Source organism: Thermostichus sp. OS-CIW-31 (assembly GCF_054060305.1).
On the sequence record NZ_JBSSDA010000001.1, the window covers coordinates 51,742 to 72,197 of the forward strand.

Below are 20,456 nucleotides of genomic sequence, written 5' to 3' on the forward strand. Positions count from 1 at the left end.
AAAAGTTAAGGAAATCTTTACAACTCGAAGTTGGTATGAGTTATGATTGTTTGCAACGTAACTGATGTCTGCTCGGGAGTCCGGCCCATGTCTCCTCTACAAGCCCTCACTGGCAATCCTCAAACCACCATGGCTGAAACCTCTGCGGCTCGTTTCGTGGCAATCGGGGGCAGCTTGCGGCCCAATTCCCTGACGTACCAGGCGCTGGAGGTGGCGCGGCGCGAGTTTGAGAAGTTGGGGATCCCGTTGCACATCCTCGATCTGCGGCAGATGAAGTTGCCCTTTGTGGATGGCTCGGAATCCTATGCAGATTATCCCGATGTGGCGGTCTTACAAGCAACCATGAAGCGGGCGGATGGGATCATCCTAGCCAGCCCGGAATACCACGGCGGCATCAGCGGCAGCCTGAAAAATGCCCTGGATCTGTTGAGCTTTGAGCAACTGGAGGGCAAGGTCTTCGGGTTGATCAGCGTTTTGGGCGGCGAGAGCAACAGCAATACCCTGAACCAGATGCGCTTGATTGTGCGTTGGGTGCATGGCTGGGTGATCCCAGAGCAAATCGCCATCGGTCGGGCTTGGAGCGCTTTTGACGAGCAAGGCAATCTCAAAGACGAGAAGCTAAAACAGCGCTTTCAACACTTTGTCCAGAGATTGGTGACCCACACTCACAAGCTGCGAGGGATCCCAGTGGTGAAGCCTTCCTGAAATTACAGTCATTCCAAACTAGATTGAGACACTCTCCAAGCGTTCCGCGACCAACCCCAGGGAAGTTAGGAAGCCATGAAGGACGGCTGCAGACAGACTACACTGGGGCTGGGTGAGAGATGAAAACCAAATCTTTCACTGCGTCGAGGATGGGGCGAACGCCCGACGTCGAGAATCCCTGCCCCTTGGGGCGGAGAGTATGCCAAAGTTGTTCCAAACAGCAACAAGTCCGGGCTCTCTTCTTCTCACCTGTTGCCTCAGCGTTGCCCAGCAACAAATAAGGCTCAGATCCGACGGAGATCTGGCTGAGAGGGCATTGACTTGCAGAGGAACCCGCAGAATAGCTCCACACAGGTATGGTTCAGTCTGTTCCCCCTCATTCCGATAGAGCTGGGCCAATATCTCCCCTGGTGGCCCTGCAAGCAACCTTGCAGCAGATGCGGGAGCAGAGCGATGCCAACACCCTCGTTCAGCTCACGCTGGAGTATGTCAAGGCGGTGTTTGGGGCGCCGCTGATCTGGCTGGCCTTTTACGACTATCCAAATCACCAGTTGGTGGGTCAGGGGGGAGTGACCCTTCTTGAGGATCAAACCCTACTGCGGGCGGTGCATCCTCTACAGCCGGGGGAGATCCTGGAGCAGGTGGTGATCGAGCAGCGACCGATCAGCCTGCCTGACCTCTCTCAGGAGCCGCGCATGGGCATTTGGCAGCGGGAGGCCAGGCGACTGGGCGGGATCCAGGGCTGTTTCATTTATCCCTTCTCGGCCTACGGCCCGCTGTCGCGAACGGCAGTAGGACGGCGGCGCTGCTTGGGGATTCTGATGCTGGGATCCCAAATGTGGGGGGTTACCACCCGTGAGGACGAAAAGGCTCTCCTGGGGATTTTGCTGGGGCAGTTGGCAGCTTCTCTGCAAGAGTTGGAAAACGCTTGGCAACAGCAGACCGAAAAGCGCCTTGAGGATCCGCTCCTGAGGTTGGGAACGGCGATGCGCCAGGTGGGATCCCTGCAGGAACGGGTCAGCCTGGTGAGGCAGGAGTTACAGTCTTTTCTGGGCGCTGTCCACATTCAGGTGTATTGGCACGAGCGCAGCCAGGGTCAGTTCGTTCCCCATGGAAGCGCCCCCAAAGCTGTTGGCAACAGCGGGGGGACGGAGTCCTCTCAGCCCCCTGTTCCCAAAGGGGCTAAAGTCGGAGCAGGGCCAACAGGGGAGGTCAGCCTTTCGCTGCGGGAATTGGGGGACATGTACTACACCCTCGCCGATGGCCAGGTGGTGGTGGGCGGCACAGGGACGACTCGCTCTGAGGTTCCCCCCAAGCTGATGCAGCAGTTGCGGGCCCAGGCCGTTTTGGCGGCCCCGATTTTGCTGGAAAAGGATCTGCTGGGGTTCATCTGGGTGCAATCGGATGTGCCCCGTACCTGGCAAGCCGCTGAGCGACAGTTGGTAGCTGCTGCCGCCAATGGGTTGGCCTTGGCTGCCCCCCTAGAAAATCTGGATCGCCGCATTCGCCAGTTGGCCGATGACCAAGAGTTTGTGCAACAGGTGGGCCGCTCGCTTTACAACCCGGCGGAGCTGCAACAGGCTCTCCAGCAAGCCATTGTCGGCCTGGGCCAGCGTCTGAAAGTCGGTGCAGTAGCCGTGTTGACGTTGGATCCCGACAGCCCCATCCCCCGCCTCTTCTACGAGTACCGCAGGGAAGGCAAGCAGACTTTGCCACAGCAGCTCAGCCCTCTGAGCGACCAGGACTGGCAGGATCTCATGCGCAGCGAGGTGGTCGTGGCAGAAAACTACGACCAAGATCTGCGCCTGCTCTCTTGGCGGCAGGAACTGGCAGGGGTTCGTTCCTTGATGCTGACCCATACCGGGGCCAACACACCCGTGGAAGGGCTGCTCTTGGTGTTGCATCCCCAGCTACGGGCCTGGAGCCGGGAAGAGCGGCAACTGCTGCGGGGGATTGCCCAACAGGTGGGGGTGATCCTGCGGCAAATTCGGTCAGAACAACGCCGGCAACGACAAGAGCAGTTGCTCAAGGGCCTGATCACCACTTGTTTAACCTTGCCAAACTCGGCCACCTTGTCAGATCTGTACACCACCACCGTCCGACAGACGGCCCAATTGCTGGGGATCCCTCTGGCGCTGGTGGTCAGTTGGCAGCCGGGGGAAAGCCGGGCTCAGCTCCAGGGGCCTTTTACTACCGCTGCCGGGACGGAGACCGGCTCCACCGAGATCGACCTGCAAGATCCCTTACTGGCCTACGCGCTGCAGTCGGCAGAACCTCTGCCGCTCACCCAGGAGCAGATCCCCCCTGCCAGCCGCACTTGGCTCAGTCGCGTCAGCGGTGCGGAGCACTTTGCTGCCGGCCTGGGATCCTGGCTGCTGGTGGCGCTGGGGGAGACAAACTCCTCGCAGGCGGGAGCTTTGGGAGTTTTGATCTTGGGGGCAGAAGCGGGCAAGGTTTGGGATCCCGACGAGCGGGCGGCTGTGATGCTGATCGCCCAGACCTGCGGCTGGACGCTGCGGCGCTTGCTCTGGATGCAAACTTTGCAAGAGCGGCAGGAGGTGCTCAGGGAGTTGAACTGGTACAAGCACCGCCGCCTGCTGGATATGCAGAATGCCCTTCTGGACAGCCTGCACCGCCTGGGTCAGGTGCCGGAGATCCCCGGAGACGAAGCCACCCGCTGGCAAAAAGTAGTGGAAATTGGCAGAGGGCTGCGGGATCTGACCGTCTCCACAAGGCCGTTGTTGCAGTCGGAAACTTGGCAGGTGCAGCCGCAGTTGCGGTCGGTGCCCTTGGCAACCTTGGTGCGCAAAAGCCTGCGCCGGGTGGAGGGCCTGACCCAAAAACGCAAGCTGTGGCCGCGGGCCCATGGGGACATGAGCATTGCCGTCCAGGGGGATCCCGAACGACTGGAGATGGTGCTCTGGGAGGTGTTGACAGCCGCTATTTTGCGCAGCCCGGAAGGGGGGCGGCTGGATCTGTGGAGCCAAGCCAGCGTTCGCGATAGCGATGCGGAGCCCTTTGGCTATGCAGAGCTGCTGGTGGTGGATCAGGGCAGCTTCGACCCTCACCTGATGGCCGCCCTTCAGTTGGATCCGAACCAGGTGATCTACGCGGATCCTCTGCTCAAGTCGCCTCTATCGGTAAGTCCTGGTCTGGAACTCAGCCTGTGTCAACGGGTGGTGCAGCGGATGGGGGGCCAGCTCTCCTTTTACCTCTCTTCCGATGGGCGTTGTGTCTCTCGGCTGCTCCTGCCGATGGGCAGCGACGAGCCCCATCCCCCTGGGTAGGAAAAAGCTGTGTTGCCGGTCACCTTAGGGGGACAAGGTTCTGAGCAGCCAAAACAGGGGCAGTAGAGCCAGTAGGCCGCGATCCAGCCGCCGCAGTTGTAGGCGGTGCCAGCGCAGGGGATGGTCTGGGCCGGTCAGCCCACGGGCCTGCATTGCCATAGCCGTCTGTTCGGCACGCAGGAGCAAGTTTTCAAAAAAGCGCTCCACCAAGGCCAGCAGGGTTTGCATCCCGCCCCGGAAACTCAGGGATCCCCAGCGCACATCCCGAGTTCGCACCGCCCGCGCCAAGTTTTGCACCTCTTCCATCACCAAAGGCAGAAAGCGCAGCGCCAAGGTGAGGGTGAGAATTACTTCGGCAATCGGCCATCTCCAACGCTTGAGAGGCTGCAACCATTGGCCGATCCCTTCGGCAATTTCTTCGGGGGCCGTGGTCAACAGAAACAAATGGGTAGCGTAGAGCAACGTAAAAATGAGGGTGCCCAGCCGCAGCGCCACCGATAGAGAACGGCGGGAGACCTGAAAGGTTCGTCCCAATAGGGAAAACTGAACCAGGCGGTAGCGATAAGGAGTTTGCCAGGCACGGGTTTGCGCCCGCCAGGCACGGTCTGGGGATCCCTGTTCTACGGCCAAGTCGAAGTGCCCTGCACCGCTAACGGGAACAGCGGGGATCCCGGTCAGCCCATAGCCCACCACCTGCATATCCTGCCGTTGCGGTTGGGGAAAAACCCCCAATCCATCCGGCGCCAAGCTGGTGATCCCAAAGGTGAGCAGGCTCAGGGCCAGCACCAGGGAGAGTTGGCCCGACCAAACCCGGCGCGGCAGACGGGCCGCCACAGTTAGCAGCAGAAGAGCCACCACCACGGCCAAGCGCCAACCATTGCCGGCCAAAATGGGGCTGAGGAGAAAGCTGAGCAGCCAGGCCAGCTTGACTCGCGGATCCAGGCAATGTAGCCAGGTGCGAGGCTCTTCCAGATAAATCCCCAGCGGGGCATTGCGCAGAATATCCACAACAGTTGAGAAGGAAGCAGACTATACCCCTTAAAAGGGCGGGACCGAGAACTCCGTCCCCGTAGCGCGGTCGCAGCAGCGTTGCGGAGCAATAACAGCTGGCAGCAAGGGAGAGCTAGAGCCGTTCCACCAGACGGGTGGAGCCCGACTGGGCGGCGACCCATCCCCCGGGCGCGCCATCTCGCTCAATGCGCAGCCAGACGGGCACCTGTCCCTCCCCAGCCTGCACCTCCACCACCCGCAGCAGGGCTTGGCGTGGGGCTGTCCCGACAATGGCTCCCGTCAGGCTGGGTTGCTGGCGAATGTTGAGGCCATCGTTGGAGATCACCCGCACCTGTTGTACTCCTTGCCACTCCGCCAGAGGGCCAGTTAGCTCAGGCGGGGGAGTGAGTTCCGTCTGGCCGGGATTGTTGTTCGCGAAAGCGTCGCGTAGCGATATGTCAACCGGCGGCTGCTCAATTTGCACCTGGGGTTGCTCCAGCGGTGGTGCCGGCGGCGGCGTGAACAGGCCCCGCAACATTTGCCAGATGACCAATAGGGAGAGGATGCCCACACCGACCACCCCGGCCATTCGCGCCAGCGGTGCGAAGCCCACGGCGGGAAGGGCAGGACGCTTACGGGATCCCAAGCGGCTGCGGCGGTAACGTTCCACTTCCTGCATTCCGCTCACGCCAGCTCCCTCCCGCTGAAGGGAACGGTCTTGGGCGCGTTCGCGACAGCGGTGCGGAGCACTAGAACTCTCATCCGCAAGAGCAGAGACGCCCGCCTTGGGGGTGCTGCGGTAAGAGGGCAAATCCGAGAGGCGCGGGGGTTCTCGCACCCCCTGTTGCCAAGGGGCGGGTGGGCGATACAATTCCTGGGTTGGCTCAGGACCCACCACGGCAGGCAAATGAGGTGGGGGATGGGGGGCTTGTTCGCGACAGCGGTGCGGAGCACTGGGAGAAAGCATCCCTGCCGGCGGGTCTTCGCGGCTGGGCATTTCGTCCAGGTAAGCTTGTACTTGGGGGTTGTCGAAGTAGGCTTGCAACGTCACTTGGGCGGCTTCCAGACCGCGGAACTCCGGGAACACCTCCTCCTGAAACCATTTTTCTGTGAAGCGGCACAGACCCGGCAGATGGTCGGGAGAACCGGCGGAGTGTTCTTCGATAAACTGCAAGGCCTCTACTTCTTGGGTGGAGCGCAGATGGGCGAGCGCGTCTTCGGTCTGCCCCAGCAACAGACTACAGATGGCCTGCTCCAGATGCACATCCTGCCGCTGCGCCAGACGAGCCAGGTAGCCGCGAGCACGCCGCACCAGAGCCGGGCGGTTTTCCAGATAACCTGCCGCCAGCAACACCTGCACGGCCAAGTAGGCGGCCACCATCGAGGGACGCTCAGCCTCCCGCTCGAACAACTCCTGCTGTTCTTTGAGGGTGAGGTGGCGACGTACCCGTTGGATAAAGCGCAGGAAATCTTCGGTGCTGAGGCCAGAGCCATCTTGCCCCATCCCCTCGATGCCGCCCCGTTCGTCCAGCATGGCTTTGAGGAGAGCCAGTCCCTGCTGTCGCTCCCCGTTCCCATCAGCGGTGTGTCTTCCAGCTTGGGCGGGAGCACTTTGGCTGAGGAGTTGCAAAATGCGATAGGGACGCAGCTTGCCCAAATCGATACGGATCTCCGCTTGCATCTGCGGAAAGGCCTGATACTCCTCCAGCTCCGCCAAGCCCGCCTGTAGGGAACGCGCCGCCTCTTCATAGGATCCCTGTTGCCAGGCTTCTCGACCCAGTTCCAGACGAGCGATGGCCCGCGCCAAAATGGCATCGGAACGAGCAGGGTGGCCCTGCTCCAACAGGTGTTGAGCCAAGTCCAACGCAGCCTGGTACTCTCCGGCTTCGCAATACAAGCACAGCACTCCCGGTAGGTGCGCCTCCTCCACCGTCAAGGTGGGATCCGTTGGCATGAGGTGTTCGTCGTAGTTTCGTCGTGCCTCAGGGTTCAGCAGCACAGAAGCCGCCTCTTGGATCATCTGGGCGCGAGCTTCCACAGCCTGTGGCGAGAACCCCGACAGCCAGGAGCGCTCGCCCGGCTTGAGATCGATCCGCTCCCGGTATGCCTGTTCAATCTGATGCTCATCTGCCCGTGCCGACAGCATCAAAACCCGATAATAGTCGAGGGGCACCCGCACCGTCATGGTTTTTGTCCGCGCTCTCCTGTTCGTGCCAGCGGGACGGAGTCCTTGGACAACTTACCCGCATCGACTTAACTGTAGTCCTTTTCGTGGGTAAAAGGGATCCCCCCTCGGGAATCGCTGCTCCGCCCCTACCAGTTCCAGCTACCCGGCTCTCCTTTGAAAGGGCCTACGACCTTTGAGGTGATCCAACCGCCGTAGAAATCTCCGGGTTGAGGCCGGACTCGTTCTCCACCTACCCGGCACTCCTGCACACGGCCTGGATAAAAGGCAAGGTAGTCGCGGATGGGCAAAAACGCCGGGCTGGGATCCGGATAGCTCCAGGCGGCATCTACGGCTGTTTGGGATCCGACCTGAACTGTCCAGTAGCAGGCAGCCCCTTTGAACTCACAGAAAGAGGTGCGAGAGCTGGGGCGGAGATACTGCAGTCGAACGTCGGTGGGGGGAATGTAGTAGGTGGGCGGGTGGCTGGTTTCCAGGACGCGGTAGCAACGGCGGCTTTGGGCAATGAGCTCGCCATTGAAGAGAACTTCCACCAGTTCTGTGGTGGGCTCCAGACGAGGTGGGCGCGGATAGTCCCAGACAGATTCTTGTCCTGGATGGGGAGAAATCGGTTGGGGAGACATGGGTCAATATCTTCAATATCTAAAGCAGACGGGTGGCCTCCAGCAGTTTGGCGTACTGGATCAGCAGCAAAGACTGTTGCTCCGGCAGCGGCTGAATAACCCCCTGCTGCTGCAGACGGCTCAGTACCGCCAGGGCTGTCTCCCGGCTAACTTGGCTGATATCGGCCAAATCCTGGGGGGGAGGGTAGACAATGCGCATCCCCTGGGGGGTCTTCTCGCCAAAAGCTTCCGCCAGTTGCACCAGCGTATGCACCACTCGCAGCGGGGGGCTCTGCTGGTCAAGATCCGCCTGCAAGTTGGCCAGGCGCAGGCGACGGGAGAGGCTGCAGGCCAGCTGGTAACACAGTTGCGGCTCCTGCAGCATCAGTGCTTTGAAGGTTGCCGCCGGGATCCCGGCCACCCGCAGCGGGGTTAGGGCCAGCACATCTCGCGAGCGGGGAGCTTCGTCCAGTACCGCCATTTCCCCCACCCAAGCGCCCGGCCCCAGCAAGGCAAGGGTTTTGGTGCTGTCTTGCGCCCGCAAAGCCCGCCGCACCTTAGCCCAGCCGGCGAGGATCAGATAAACTACGCTGCCCCAGGCATCTTGCATGAAGAGGGCCTGTCCCGCCGGGATATCCCGCAGCTTGACCTGGGATCCCAACCATTGCAAGGACGTCGCCGAAAGTTCGGCCAACATGGGCACCGCCTTGAGCTCGGAGAGGACGGCAACAGGAGCATCGGAAGTCATGCCGGGTCGGGGTTTTACCATACCGCAAGCCCACTGTAGCCCAGTTATCAACTCAAGAGCTATCCTGCAATCCACCACCCCGCCATGTGCGCCAAGATCTAGTGAGGAGGTGGTCTTGCTGTGGAGTCTTGCCGGTATGGCCCTCAGAGCCTCTAGAGCTACCCTGCGGTTGAGGGTGGGGGGAACCCAAACTCTGCCATTTCGTCTGGGCAACAGAGGTTCTGTCTGGGAGGGGATCCCTCCGCTGTTGTTGTTAGAACTTATGGATGCCTATGGATGCTGCCCTCAGCGACATCAGTGGCCAGCGCTGGTCGGTCTTGGTGAAGAACGTGCCTGTGCGGCCCGAAAAGCTCGCTGATGTGGATCTGGTGCTGATCTGTCAGCAGGGATCCCAGCCCCATCGGGAGGCTTTTGCCGAGTTGATGCGTCGCCATCAGGCCCATGTGGACAAGGTGCTCTATCATCTTGCCCCGGACTGGCAGGACCGGCATGACTTGGCCCAGGAAGTTTGGATCCGGGCCTACCGCCACCTGAAACGCCTACAGGAGCCGGCAAAATTTCGCAGCTGGCTGGGGCGGATCGCCACCAACCTGTTTTACGACGAGCTGCGCAAGCGCAAACGACAGCAGCAGCCCCTTTCTCTGGATGCGCCGATTCAGATGCGGGATAGCGAGATGGAATGGGAGCTGCCCAGCGAGAGCCCCAGTCCCCATGAGCACCTCGCCACCTGCGAGTTCTACGAGCGATTGCACCAAGCCGTCCGCGACCTGCCGCAGGCCTTTCGCCAGACAATCCTGCTGCGGGAAATTCAGGGGATGGCTTATGAGGAAATTGCCGAGATCACAGGGGTGTCTTTGGGCACTGTTAAGTCTCGCATTGCGCGCGCCCGCGCTCGCCTACAATCCACCCTAAAACCCTACCTTAATGGTGAATGACCATGGTTCGCGGCAACCCCAACCCCGACCCCAGGGATCCCCAGCAAGAGCTGCCGGTGGTGGATGAGCGCTTTGAACAGTTGAGCGCCTACTTGGACGGGGAATTGTCGTCCCAGGAAGCGCGGCAGGTGGAAGATTGGCTGGCCAGCGATCCTCAGGCGCGGCAACTGTACAGCCAACTGGCAGCTCTGCAGGCCGGTTTGGCCAATCTCAAGGCCCCAACCTTGAACTCCACCCAGACGGAGCTGTTGATCAGCCGTGTGTTCGCTGAGCTGGATCGGAGGCCGGTGCTCGACCTGGGCTGGCGGCAACGTAAGGGCACCCCTTGGGGACGGGTGGCAGCGGCTGTAGTGGCCTTGGCAGGGGCGGGCTGGGTGGGATGGCGTTGGTCTCATCCCCAGCCTTTGGTATCGCTGGAAGATCCGCCGGTGCGCGTGGCCATCGTGCCTGCCTCTGCTCGTGTTGCCCAACGCTATCTTTTCGAGCCGGGGCAAAAGCAAGATGCCTACTCGATTTTGTTTGAGACAATCCCCAACCGTGGATCTCGCCCCGCCAACGCGACCAGGGCCGAGGTGGGCTGGGAATGACCTGAGCAGGCTTGAGAAAGACTGAGGAGTGCAGGGTGGAAAAAGCAGTTCGCTGGGCTTGTGGGCTAGGAGTCTGCCTTTGGCTATGCAGTCTGGGATCCCTGTCGGCCCAGGCAGATCCCAGCGGTAGCCATCTGGCAACGCCGTCCGCGCCAGCGGGACGGAGTCCGAAGCAGTTGCACTCCTCTCCCAGTGGACAGGAGCCTGCCCCCCAGCCCACAAACCTGCCTTCACCCGGATCCCGTCTCACCCCTGCCCCCGATCAAAACCAATCGGCCCCTCCCAAGACGGAGCTATCGCCCTTTCCGGATTTCCCCCTCCTCAAGGAGTTGGATCCGCCCCCGCCAAGCTTGGCCGACCTGGGCATCCATTGGGATCGCTTGGCCCTGCTGCCGGATCCCGAGCTGGCAGAGGAAATGGATGTGGAGTTCAGCCGCCGTCTAGCCCGCCTAAACCGGCAAATTGCCGACCAACAAGAGCGCCTCTACCGCCTCTTGCAAACCTGGGACTCCGACGAGGCCGATATCCGCCAAATTCAGGCCCAACTGAGCCAGTTGCGGACAGAACGGGATCGCCTAGCTCTGGAACACCTGTTGATGCTGCGGCAGCTGCAAGAGAACTTCGCCCTACCTCTACCCGACCGCTCGGCTGCCAGCTCTCCCTGAGGATCCCTTGGGTTCAGGCTATGATTGAGCAAGGGCAGACGCAACCACCAACGGAGCTGAGGGATGGCCAAAGTGCCCAGCAACCCAGAAATTGAGCAATTGGCCGCTGCCATTGGTAAAGAAGTTTACATCGATGTGGCCCGCTGGCATCTTTACCTGCGCGATGCCCACCTGCATACCCTTTTGGCGGAGCGACTGGCACCCCAGGTGATGGCAGGCAAGGTGGATGAGGACGCCGTCACAGAGATCTTGCAAGGGATCCCGGTGAAAGTGGGGGGTGGGCGCAAAGAATTGCCCCTGGCCGATCTCCTGCCGATGCAAAGCCTGCTTAACCTGCTGGATGTGCTGGAGGAGTTTAGCCGCAAATGGGCTCAATAGAGAAAGGTGGAGCGGTGCATCATCAGTCTAAACCTATGCGGCCTGGCCCCTGGCTCAAGCTCGGCAGCCTTATTCCGCTGCTCTGGCTGTTGTCGGCCTGTCAGGGAACCGAGTGGGGAGAACAGCTAGAGCGCGCTGTACGCCCAGTGGGCCCGCCCACAGCCCAATCTGAGCTGCCGGCATCTCCCTCGCCTCAACCTTCGCCGGGATCCATCCCACCCTCTATCTCGATCCCCACTGCTCCCGCCCCCTCTTCACCTCTGCCCAGCCAGGACAGCAGCCGCTTTACAGACTTGGAGCCCGGATCTCTGGTGGCCCGTTCGGTGGGATACCTAGATCGGTTGGGAGTTTTTGCCGATATCTCCAGCAGCGAATTTCAGCCGCAGCGCAGCGTTCGTCGCGGAGAATTTGCCCGTTGGCTGGTGTTGGCCAACAACGCCATCCACGCCGATGAGCCCAGCCGGCAAATCCGCCTGGGATCCCCCTCGGAACGCCCCCTCTTTTTGGATGTGCCGGAAGAGGATCCCAACTTTCGCTACATTCAAGCCCTGGGAGCTGCCGGCATAATTGCCGGAGATGCCAATCGAGAGTTTCGCCCCAACAGCCTGCTGTCGCGGGCGGAGTTGATCCGCATGAAGGTGCCTCTGGACTTACCTCCCGGCCAGATCAAGGGATCCCGAGCGGAGCTGGAGGAGCGCTGGGGGTTCACCGATGCGGCGCAAATTCCTCCTGAAGCCATTCCTGCTCTGGTAGCCGATCGCAGCCTAGAGAATGCCTCCACCGTGCTGCGCACCTTTGGCCCTATCCGCACCTTCAACCCCTTCGAGCCGGTCAGCCGCGGGGAAGCCGCCATCGCCCTGTCGGCTTTTGGGGAACGAACGGCCCAAGACGCCATACCCCAGCCGCCAGCCTTGCCAGACCCAACCCCTGAGCCTCAGCCTTCTCCCCCTGCCGCAGAACCGGAGCAGACGGCTTCTCCCGAGCCGGATCCCAACCCTGCCTCTCCCTCGAATGCCGTTGATGAGCCCTCTGCGCCGGCCCGCCCCCGTTCCTCGGAAGTTGCCCCAGGGGAGGGCAGGATCGTTACCCCACGCCAAACCCAACCCTGAGGTGAGAGGGATCCCATTGGCGTATACTGTCCAGGTTTTATCAGCAGATGGAACACCTCAGAGCTCCAGCAGGGATCCCTGCTACGGCTCTTACGGAGCAAAAGGAGCCATAACAATAAAAACTATCCCTAACTCCCTTCGGGAGAGGGGCTGTACAGCGCAGAGGACTTCCGCCCCCATTCCCCAGGCGGCTCTAGCTCTTGCCAGTCCCCTGAGCGCCCCTCTGCTGGGGAAAACCCTTGCCGCCCATAGCCTATAGAATGGGGGAAGCCAGCCTTGGAAAACCTGCAGGGATCCCAACTGTGTCCGCCATTGTTCCTGAAATCCGTTCTGCCGATCTGCTGCGCTACACCGTGATTGGGTCGCGGCGGCCCAGCGTGTACTTTTGGGCGGTGGCGCTGACGGGGGGAGGGCTGGGCTTTACCTTGGCCGGCCTTTCCAGCTATCTCCACCGCAATTTGCTCCCCTTTTCCGATCCCGCCAGCCTGGTGTTTATTCCCCAAGGCATTGCCATGCTCTTTTACGGGGTGCTCGGATCCCTGGCGGGGCTATACCAGTGGCTGAGTTTGTATTGGAACTTGGGAGGCGGCTACAACGAGTTCGACCGGCGCACGCAAAAGATAACGCTGGTGCGCCAGGGCTTTCCGGGCAAAAACCGTGAAGTCCGCTTGGAGTATGACTTTGCCGATGTGCAAAGCTTACGGGTGGAGCTGAGAGAGGGGCTTAACCCCCGCCGAGCCATCTACTTGCGGGTGAAAGGACGTGGCGACATCCCCCTCACCGGCGTAGGCCAGCCACCTCCCCTGACGGAGATCGAAAACCAGGCAGCCGAGATCGCCCGCTTTCTCAACGTCAGCCTAGAGGGCATTTGATTCCCTGCGGTGCCATTGCTTTGACCCCGCCCTGCTGGTCGCTTGAGCGAGACGGAATCCCATCCTTGGGCAACAGTGAAACCATTGAGGGGGATCCAGAACTGTGGAGTCGAATAGAGAGTTGTCGAGATTGTTTTCAATGTAGCGGGATCTCTTCGAGGAATGATCTACCCTTGATGCCAGCGCAGTTGTTGCCTGGGAGAAGCCTGTGATGGCCAACCTGAACCCCTTCATTCCCCTACAGGCCAAGAAGCTGGGGTCTATTCTGTTTCGCCTCTGGCTAACTCTTCTGCTCTCATTGGGCTTGGCCTTGCTCACGTTGCTGCTGACCCCCCATTCCGCTCATGCTGCCCGTGGGCCCCTGTATCGCTTGGGTCGTCCAGAAGGGGCGGTCTCGATTGTGGCTTGGGCAGGCTACATCGAACGGGGGGAAACGGATCCCGCCTATGACTGGGTGACCGGCTTTGAGAAAGAAACCGGCTGCCAAGTCAGCGTTAAGGTGGCAGCCACCTCCGATGAGATGGTGGCCCTGATGAATGAGGGCGGCTTTGATCTGGTGACGGCCTCCGGCGATGCCACCCTGCGACTGATCAAGGGGGAACGGGTGCAGCAGATTAACCCCCGCCTGATCCCCAGTTGGGAGACCATCGACCCGCGCCTGCAGGATGCTCCCTGGCATACTGTGGATGGCAAGCATTACGGCGTGCCCTACCAATGGGGATCCAATGTGTTGATGTACAACACACAAGTCTTTCCGGAACCCCCCACCAGTTGGGATGTGGTGTTTGAAGAGAAAACCTTGGCAGATGGCAAATCCAACAAAGGCCGCATCCAAGCCTACGATGGCCCCATCTACATTGCCGATGCCGCCCTCTACCTGAAAGCCCACCGCCCAGAATTGGGCATCACGGATCCCTATGAGCTAACCCGTGAACAGTTTGATGCCGCCCTAGATCTGTTGCGACAGCAGCGGCAACTGATTGGACGCTACTGGCACGATGCGGCGGTGCAGGTGGATGATTTTGTCAACGAAGGAGTGGTGGCCTCCGGCTCTTGGCCCTTCCAGGTGAACCTGTTGCAGTACGAGGAACAGCCCATCGCCAGCGTGGTACCGGAAGAGGGAGCCACCGGCTGGTCTGATACCACCATGCTCAGCGCTACCGCCAAACACCCCAACTGTGCCTACCTGTGGATGGAACATTCCTTGAACCCGAAGGTGCAAGGGGATCTGGCGGCTTGGTTTGGGTCGGTGCCGGTGGTGCCAGCCGCTTGTCAGGCCAGTGAGCTGCTGGGGCCGGAAGGTTGCCAAACCAATGGCATCGACAATTTTGAGCGCATCTCCTTCTGGAAGACGCCGGTGGCCGATTGTGGGGATGGCCGGATGGATTGTGTGCCCTACTACGAATGGGTGACCAACTACATCGCTGTGATTGGCGGGCGCTAATGGAGCAACCTTAACGAGATCCTAGACTCTTCTTAAAAATTTATTAACTGTAATATGACATAAATACAAATGAATGAACCATCTCAATGAATTTGAGATGGTTTTTGCTTTTCAGGCAAGACTTCTAGGGCCTAGAGGAGGAATTTTTACCTCTTCTGGGTTCGTCAGATGCTCTTGTTGATTGCCATAGTTGGGAGCTTTTATTCATGATGACACTATCTTCTTTTGGAACTCGGATCCCGTTGGGAAAGCTGGTGATGGGAGCTGGATTGGCGGGAGCTGTCACCTTGGGGTTGGGCAGCAGCCTTTCTCAGGCTCGTCTAGACTGTCCCCGCCCTCCTCAAATGGATGCCCGCTACTGTGATCGGGTGGGGGATCTGGTTGCCGATTTGCCGGAGGATCCCTCGGAGTGGGTAGATCCGGAAGTGCTGTTGGTGTCTTACACCTCCTCAGAAGAGCCAGCTGTCTATGCCAATACCTGGGCTGAATTCACCGCTCACTTAGAGGAAGTCACCGGTAGACGGGTGCAATTTGTCCCTGCCGATTCTCAGGCTGCTCAGTACGAGGCAATGCGCGCTGGACGTCTACACATTATGGGTACCTGCACAGGCTGTACTCCTGTAGCCGTGAATGTTGCCGGCTTTGTGCCCTTTGCCATTTTCCAACAAGAAGATGGATCCATCGGCTACGAGATGGAAGTGATCACTCATGTGAATAGCGATATTCAAGCCCTCGATGATATTGCCGGTCGTCGTGTAGCTTTTACCCATCCTTCCTCCAACTCCGGTTATATCAGTGCTCGCATTTTGATCAAACAAGAGACAGGCTTGGATGATGAGGCAGGAGACTACATCGCCGAGTTTTCTGGCAGCCACCAAAACTCCATTTTGGGTGTGTTCAACGAAGACTACGATGCCGCCCCCATTGCCAACGATGTGCTTAATCGCATGTGCCTCAACGAGCAGGTGGATTGTAGCCAGTTCCGCAGCCTCTACAAATCGGAGACCTTCCCCAGCGGCTCTTTCGGCCATGCCCACAATCTCCACCCTGAGCTGGCAGAAAGGATCCGAGAAGCCTTCTTTACTTTTGAGTTTGAGGGCACAGCCATGCGACAAGCTTTTGACCGGGTAGCTTTTGCACCGATTACTTATCAAGAAAACTGGGAGATCATCCGTCGCATTCAGGAAGAAGAGGGCGTGGAATATACGCTTTAGGCAGTCCTCAGGGATCCCCTGCCCAGAGAGGATCCCTGATTTACATAGTTCTGAATCTAGAGCTGAATCTAGAGAAATCGCACTGGCTGGTTCCGTCCATACCCCATCTCGACAAGTATGTGATAACCCACTCTTAACTTCCTATTAAACCTGTCTTAACTCTACAGGGGTCAAACAGCGCTACTATATTATTAAGTTTCGTTAGGCGACGTGAGTTTTGCAGATCTTCTTTGGGTTCTGTAGCTTATGAATTCACATCAAGTCTCTTGATTAGCTGGATCTTCTCGCCCACTTTTGTGTTTTTTAGCTGATAACGGTTTGCTTCATCTTGCATTCGGGGGTTTTTGCAATGTTGGCGTTTTGCTCTGTGGCTCGTCTGTTATCCAAAAGCCTTGCCCTGGCTGGTTTGGTTGCTGTGCTAGTGGGTTATCAATCTGCTCAAGCTCAATCTTGCCCTCGTCCGGCAGGCATGGATGAGCGCTATTGTGATGCCGATGGGGATCTGGTGGCGGATACTCCGACGGATCCCGCTCAAATTGTCAATCCTGACACTTTGCTCATCTCCTACACTTCTTCCGAGGATCCCGCCGTTTATTCAGAAACCTGGCAGGAATTTACCGACTACCTCAAGCAAGTGACCGGTAAAGATGTGCAATTTGTGCCAGTTGATTCCGAGGCCGCCCAAACCGAGGCAATGCGGGCCGGACGTTTACACATCATGGGCACCTGCACCGGCTGTACCCCCCGCGCTGTGAACCAAGCAGGCTTTGTGCCTTTCGCCGTTTTTGCCAAGGAAGATGGTAGCTTTGGCTACGAAATGGAAGTGATCACTCGCATCGATAGTGGCTTGGAAAAACTAGAAGACATCAAAGGCCGCCGCATTGCTTTCACCCAGCCCTCCTCCAATTCCGGCTACATCAGCGCCCGTATTTTGATCGAGGCGGAAACTGGCTTTAAGGACGGTGTGGACTACGAAGCCACTTTCTCTGGGGGGCACGAAAACTCCATTTTGGGTGTGTTCAACGGAGACTACGATGCGGCCCCCATTGCCAACGATGTGCTCAACCGCATGTGCATCGCCGGACAAGTGCAGTGCGATCAGTTTCGTACCCTCTACAAATCGGCTACTTTCCCCAGCGGCCCATTTGGCTATGCTCACAATTTGGATCCACAGCTGCAGGAGAAAATCCGCGAGGCCTTCTATACCTTTGACTTTGCAGGCACTAAGTTGGCAGAAGCCTTTGACCGAGCTTCCTTTGCTCCCATCACCTACAAGGAAGATTGGGAAGTGATCCGGCTGATTCAAGAAAATGCCCCTCCCCAATAGGTGGGCTGAACAGAATCGGGATCCCTTGTTCAGGGCAAGCCATAGGGGATCCCTTCTGATTTCAAAATTCTCTCAAGATTGCAAACATCTGGTTCTAGAAGGCCCGCAATTGCAAATGTCCACTTCAAGTAGGTTATCAAGATGCTACGTATCGACTCCCTCAGCAAACGTTACCCCACAGGCGATATGGCCCTGAAAGGGGTGACCTTAGAAGTTCCCGATGGGCAGGTGATGGCCTTGATTGGTCCTTCGGGTGCTGGGAAAAGTACGCTGCTCCGTTGCATCAACCGCTTGGTGGAGCCGACCAGTGGCAGCATTTGGCTCAATGGAATCGACCTCACTCGCTTGAACACCCGGGAGTTGCGGCAAGCACGACGCAAAATCGGCATGATCTTTCAGGAATATGCCCTCGTGGAGCGCCTGACCGTGATGGAAAATGTTCTTGCGGGTCAGTTGGGCTACGTCAATTTTTGGCAAAGCTGGTTCCGCAAGTTTCCCCAAGCCACCATCGACGAAGCCTTCCGCTTACTGGATCGAGTGGGATTGTCGGACTTTCCTGATAAGCGGGCAGATGCTTTGTCTGGGGGGCAACGGCAACGGGTGGGAATCGCCCGGGCTCTCCTGCAAAACCCAGAGCTGCTATTGGTGGATGAACCGACCGCCAGTTTGGACCCGAAAACCTCCCGCCAAATTATGCGCCTGATCAACGAGCTGGCTTCAGAGCGGGGCCTATCGGTGATCATCAGCATTCACGATGTGCCTCTAGCGCAAATGTTTGCCCAGCGGATCGTCGGTTTGCGGTTTGGGGAAGTGGTGTATGATGGCCCCCCCAATCGCCTCACCCCCAGCGTCTTAAACGAAATCTACGGCGAAGAAGATTGGAATGCTTCTGGCCCAGCCCAAGACTCCGAAGAAAAACGAAGCCGTCTCGGCTGGAGTAGCCACCCACTAAGGGATCCCTTGCAGAAGTCAGTAGAAGTCAATAGAAGTCAGTAGTGCGGAGCACACCCATGGCACAGGCAACGACACTGAGCGGGCGCCAATGGTCGCCACCACCTTTGATTAAAAATCCTTGGGTTCGCTGGGGACTGATTCTTGGGGCGGTCATTTACCTGATCTTTGCGCTTTCTACTCTCAATTTCGATCCAGCCCGGGTAGCCCGCGGTATGCAGCGTAGTGGCCGTCTCTTGTTGGCCTTTTTGCATCCCGATTTCACCACCCGCGGCAACTTGATTTTCACCGGGATGCTGGAAAGTGTGACCATGGCCGCCATTTCCACCGTGGCAGGATTTATTGTCGCGGTTCCGGTGGGGTTTGGGGCCGCACGCAACTTGGTGCCAATGCCGGTCTACCTGGTTTGTCGTGGCCTGATTGCCCTGTCGCGCACCTTCCAAGAGGTGATCATCGCCATTTTGTTTGTGGTCATGTTTGGCTTTGGGCCTTTTGCTGGAGTGCTCACCCTCACCTTTGGGAGTTTGGGTTTTTTCAGCAAGCTTTTGGCAGAAGACATCGAAGAAATTGATGCAGTACAGGTGGAGGCGATTCGCTCCACGGGGGCTTCTTGGCTCCAAATGGTCAGCTACGCGGTGGTGCCGCAGGTGTTGCCCCGCATGATCGGCTTGACTCTGTATCGTTTCGACATCAACATTCGGGAGGCGGCCATTCTGGGGATTGTCGGTGCCGGTGGGATTGGCTCTACCCTGAACACCTCCTTACGTCGCTACGACTATGACACGGCCTCTGCCATCATCCTTGTGATTATCGCTCTGGTGATGGTGGTGGAATTGAGTTCTGGTTGGATTCGCAAGAGGGTGCAATAATGCCTGTTCTGGAAAGCAGTGGGATCAAGACCTGGCAGTGGCGCAATCAAAAGCAAACTTTGCTTGAGTATGCCTTCTGGTTGGCTCTGCTGTTACTGATGTTTGCCTGCGCTAAGTTCATTGCAGACCGTACCACCTGGGGCTTTGTGCTGGATGCACCGCGCCAGGGAAGAGAAATGCTCTCGCGGGGGGTACCGCCCCGTTGGGACTACATGTCACAGCTTTGGCGCCCCCTTTGGGATACCCTCACCATTGCCACATTGGGTACGGCCCTTTCCTTTGTGATTTCGGTGCCGGTGGCCTTTTTGGCAGCCCGCAACACCACTCCCAATTTGCTGGTGCGCTACATCGCCCTGTTCATCATCGTCGGCACCCGTTCGGTTAACTCCCTGATTTGGGCTTTGATCCTGGTGATTGTTCTTGGGCCAGGGGTCTTGGCCGGAACCTTAGCCATTGCCCTACGCTCTGTCGGATTTATGGGCAAGCTGATCTATGAAGGCATCGAAGAGATTAACGAAGAACCAGTAGAAGCGATCCGTTCCACGGGGGCTAGCGGTGCCCAGGTACTGAGCTATGCCATTTGGCCGCAGGTGATCACCAACATCCTCGGGGTAACAGTTTACCGTTGGGATATCAATTTGCGAGAGTCTACGGTGGTTGGATTGGTCGGTGCCGGTGGAATTGGCCTACAGCTAGATGCTTCCATCAACACCCTGCGCTGGAATCAGGTGAGCATGATCCTGCTTGTGATCTTCGTTTCTGTGTTCATCAGCGAGTGGATCTCCGCCAAGGCCCGGCAAGCCCTGACTTAGCCCAGGGATCCGGATAGGCTACGGTGAAGGGCAGTTTGCAACAGCACAACTGTATGACTCATGACGGAAGAACTGTTTCGGGCGGAGGCCTATCTCACCACCTGCCAGGCTCGGGTAATTGCCCTTGTGGATAACGGGATCCAGTTGGATCGGACGGTATTCTATCCCACCGGCGGTGGACAACCCGGCGATACGGGATCCCTGATTACATCGGACGGTCGTGTCATCCCGATTGTCGATACCCAAAAGGGGGAAACGGGCATCCTCCACATCCCGGCAGAGGGATCCCCACCCCTCAGTCTGGGGGAGTCAGTCAGCGCCAGCATCGACTGGGAACGTCGCTATCGGCACATGCGCATGCATACGGCTCTACACCTGCTCTGTGCAGTGGTAGAAGGTGGCGTTACGGGGGGTCAGGTGGGTGAAAGCAAAAGCCGATTGGACTTTAACATCCCTGGAGAAAAACCCGACAAAGAAACCCTGACGGGTGCGTCTCAATGCTTTGGTACAAGGTAACCACGCCGTGAACCCCCGCTGGGTTAGCGATGAAGAACTAAAAGCCAATCCCAGCCTGGTGCGCACCATGTCGGTCAAGCCCCCCACCGGACAGGGGCAAGTGCGCTTGCTGGAAATTGAGAATGTGGACTTGCAACCCTGCGGCGGCACTCATGTACGGGCGACAGAAGAAATTGGCAAGTTGGTGGTGAGCAAGATCGAAAGCAAAGGCAAGCAAAACCGACGCATTGTGGTCAGCTTGGTGGATCCCTGAAAAACTA

At 58.5% G+C, this 20,456-nt stretch carries 18 protein-coding genes and 1 pseudogene; 15 read left to right on the top strand and 4 right to left on the bottom strand.

Going from position 1 to position 20,456, the window contains the following annotated elements:
* The first annotated feature begins 129 nt into the window (after window positions 1-129).
* A complete protein-coding gene (locus ACVWY9_RS00265; RefSeq protein WP_457387295.1) occupies window positions 130-705 on the top strand; it encodes an NADPH-dependent FMN reductase in 576 nt (191 codons plus the stop codon).
* Between the two features lie 356 nt (window positions 706-1,061).
* Window positions 1,062-3,992: a GAF domain-containing protein gene (locus tag ACVWY9_RS00270; RefSeq protein ID WP_457387114.1), complete on the top strand. Its 2,931-nt coding sequence runs from the start codon at window positions 1,062-1,064 to the stop codon at window positions 3,990-3,992.
* A gap of 24 nt (window positions 3,993-4,016) precedes the next feature.
* Here ACVWY9_RS00270 and ACVWY9_RS00275 read toward each other — a convergent pair whose 3' ends face one another.
* From ACVWY9_RS00275 to ACVWY9_RS00290, 4 genes are all read right to left on the bottom strand, one after another.
* Complete coding sequence (locus tag ACVWY9_RS00275) at window positions 4,017-5,000, bottom strand: energy-coupling factor transporter transmembrane component T family protein (protein ID WP_414357909.1); 984 nt, start codon at window positions 4,998-5,000, stop codon at window positions 4,017-4,019.
* 115 nt (window positions 5,001-5,115) lie between these two features.
* Complete coding sequence (locus tag ACVWY9_RS00280; protein WP_457387116.1) at window positions 5,116-7,167, bottom strand: SH3 domain-containing protein; 2,052 nt, start codon at window positions 7,165-7,167, stop codon at window positions 5,116-5,118.
* Between the two features lie 128 nt (window positions 7,168-7,295).
* Window positions 7,296-7,790 (bottom strand): DUF427 domain-containing protein, encoded by a 495-nt coding sequence (locus ACVWY9_RS00285; RefSeq protein WP_011433071.1) that lies wholly within the window; start codon window positions 7,788-7,790, stop codon window positions 7,296-7,298.
* A 19-nt stretch (window positions 7,791-7,809) separates the two neighbouring features.
* Complete coding sequence (locus ACVWY9_RS00290) at window positions 7,810-8,538, bottom strand: Crp/Fnr family transcriptional regulator (protein ID WP_457387118.1); 729 nt, start codon at window positions 8,536-8,538, stop codon at window positions 7,810-7,812.
* A gap of 251 nt (window positions 8,539-8,789) precedes the next feature.
* Between ACVWY9_RS00290 and ACVWY9_RS00295 the strand changes: the two genes are divergently transcribed.
* From ACVWY9_RS00295 to ACVWY9_RS00355, 13 genes and pseudogenes are all read left to right on the top strand, one after another.
* Window positions 8,790-9,452, top strand: coding sequence for a sigma-70 family RNA polymerase sigma factor (locus tag ACVWY9_RS00295; RefSeq protein ID WP_414343224.1), 663 nt, complete (start codon window positions 8,790-8,792; stop codon window positions 9,450-9,452).
* Window positions 9,449-10,039: an anti-sigma factor family protein gene (locus ACVWY9_RS00300; protein WP_457387120.1), complete on the top strand. Its 591-nt coding sequence runs from the start codon at window positions 9,449-9,451 to the stop codon at window positions 10,037-10,039. Before ACVWY9_RS00295 ends, ACVWY9_RS00300 begins: the two co-directional genes overlap by 4 nt.
* Window positions 10,040-10,074: 35 nt before the next feature.
* The gene (locus ACVWY9_RS00305; RefSeq protein ID WP_457387121.1) at window positions 10,075-10,704 is read left to right on the top strand and encodes a hypothetical protein; all 630 of its coding nucleotides are present in this window, start codon (window positions 10,075-10,077) and stop codon (window positions 10,702-10,704) included.
* Window positions 10,705-10,767: 63 nt separating this feature from the next.
* The gene (locus ACVWY9_RS00310; protein WP_414357902.1) at window positions 10,768-11,082 is read left to right on the top strand and encodes a DUF3181 family protein; all 315 of its coding nucleotides are present in this window, start codon (window positions 10,768-10,770) and stop codon (window positions 11,080-11,082) included.
* A gap of 35 nt (window positions 11,083-11,117) precedes the next feature.
* Entirely contained in the window at window positions 11,118-12,191 is a 1,074-nt protein-coding gene (locus tag ACVWY9_RS00315; protein ID WP_457387123.1) for an S-layer homology domain-containing protein, read from the top strand.
* Between the two features lie 302 nt (window positions 12,192-12,493).
* Window positions 12,494-13,063, top strand: a complete 570-nt coding sequence (locus ACVWY9_RS00320; RefSeq protein ID WP_011433078.1) for a photosystem I assembly protein Ycf4 — start codon at window positions 12,494-12,496, stop codon at window positions 13,061-13,063.
* 211 nt (window positions 13,064-13,274) lie between these two features.
* The gene (locus tag ACVWY9_RS00325; RefSeq protein ID WP_457387125.1) at window positions 13,275-14,507 is read left to right on the top strand and encodes an ABC transporter substrate-binding protein; all 1,233 of its coding nucleotides are present in this window, start codon (window positions 13,275-13,277) and stop codon (window positions 14,505-14,507) included.
* 257 nt (window positions 14,508-14,764) lie between these two features.
* The gene (gene phnD / locus ACVWY9_RS00330; RefSeq protein WP_049749639.1) at window positions 14,765-15,721 is read left to right on the top strand and encodes a phosphate/phosphite/phosphonate ABC transporter substrate-binding protein; all 957 of its coding nucleotides are present in this window, start codon (window positions 14,765-14,767) and stop codon (window positions 15,719-15,721) included.
* A 349-nt stretch (window positions 15,722-16,070) separates the two neighbouring features.
* On the top strand, window positions 16,071-17,048 hold the full coding sequence (gene phnD, locus ACVWY9_RS00335; protein WP_457387127.1) for a phosphate/phosphite/phosphonate ABC transporter substrate-binding protein: 978 nt from the start codon (window positions 16,071-16,073) through the stop codon (window positions 17,046-17,048).
* Window positions 17,049-17,189: 141 nt separating this feature from the next.
* Window positions 17,190-18,044 (top strand): phosphonate ABC transporter ATP-binding protein, encoded by an 855-nt coding sequence (gene phnC / locus ACVWY9_RS00340; protein WP_457387128.1) that lies wholly within the window; start codon window positions 17,190-17,192, stop codon window positions 18,042-18,044.
* Between the two features lie 14 nt (window positions 18,045-18,058).
* Window positions 18,059-18,868: a phosphonate ABC transporter, permease protein PhnE gene (phnE, locus tag ACVWY9_RS00345; RefSeq protein WP_457387130.1), complete on the top strand. Its 810-nt coding sequence runs from the start codon at window positions 18,059-18,061 to the stop codon at window positions 18,866-18,868.
* Window positions 18,868-19,680: a phosphonate ABC transporter, permease protein PhnE gene (phnE, locus tag ACVWY9_RS00350; protein WP_457387132.1), complete on the top strand. Its 813-nt coding sequence runs from the start codon at window positions 18,868-18,870 to the stop codon at window positions 19,678-19,680. The genes phnE (ACVWY9_RS00345) and phnE (ACVWY9_RS00350) overlap by 1 nt, the downstream gene beginning before the upstream one ends.
* 60 nt (window positions 19,681-19,740) lie before the next feature.
* Window positions 19,741-20,449, top strand: a pseudogene (locus ACVWY9_RS00355) (alanyl-tRNA editing protein).
* Window positions 20,450-20,456: the final 7 nt, after the last annotated feature.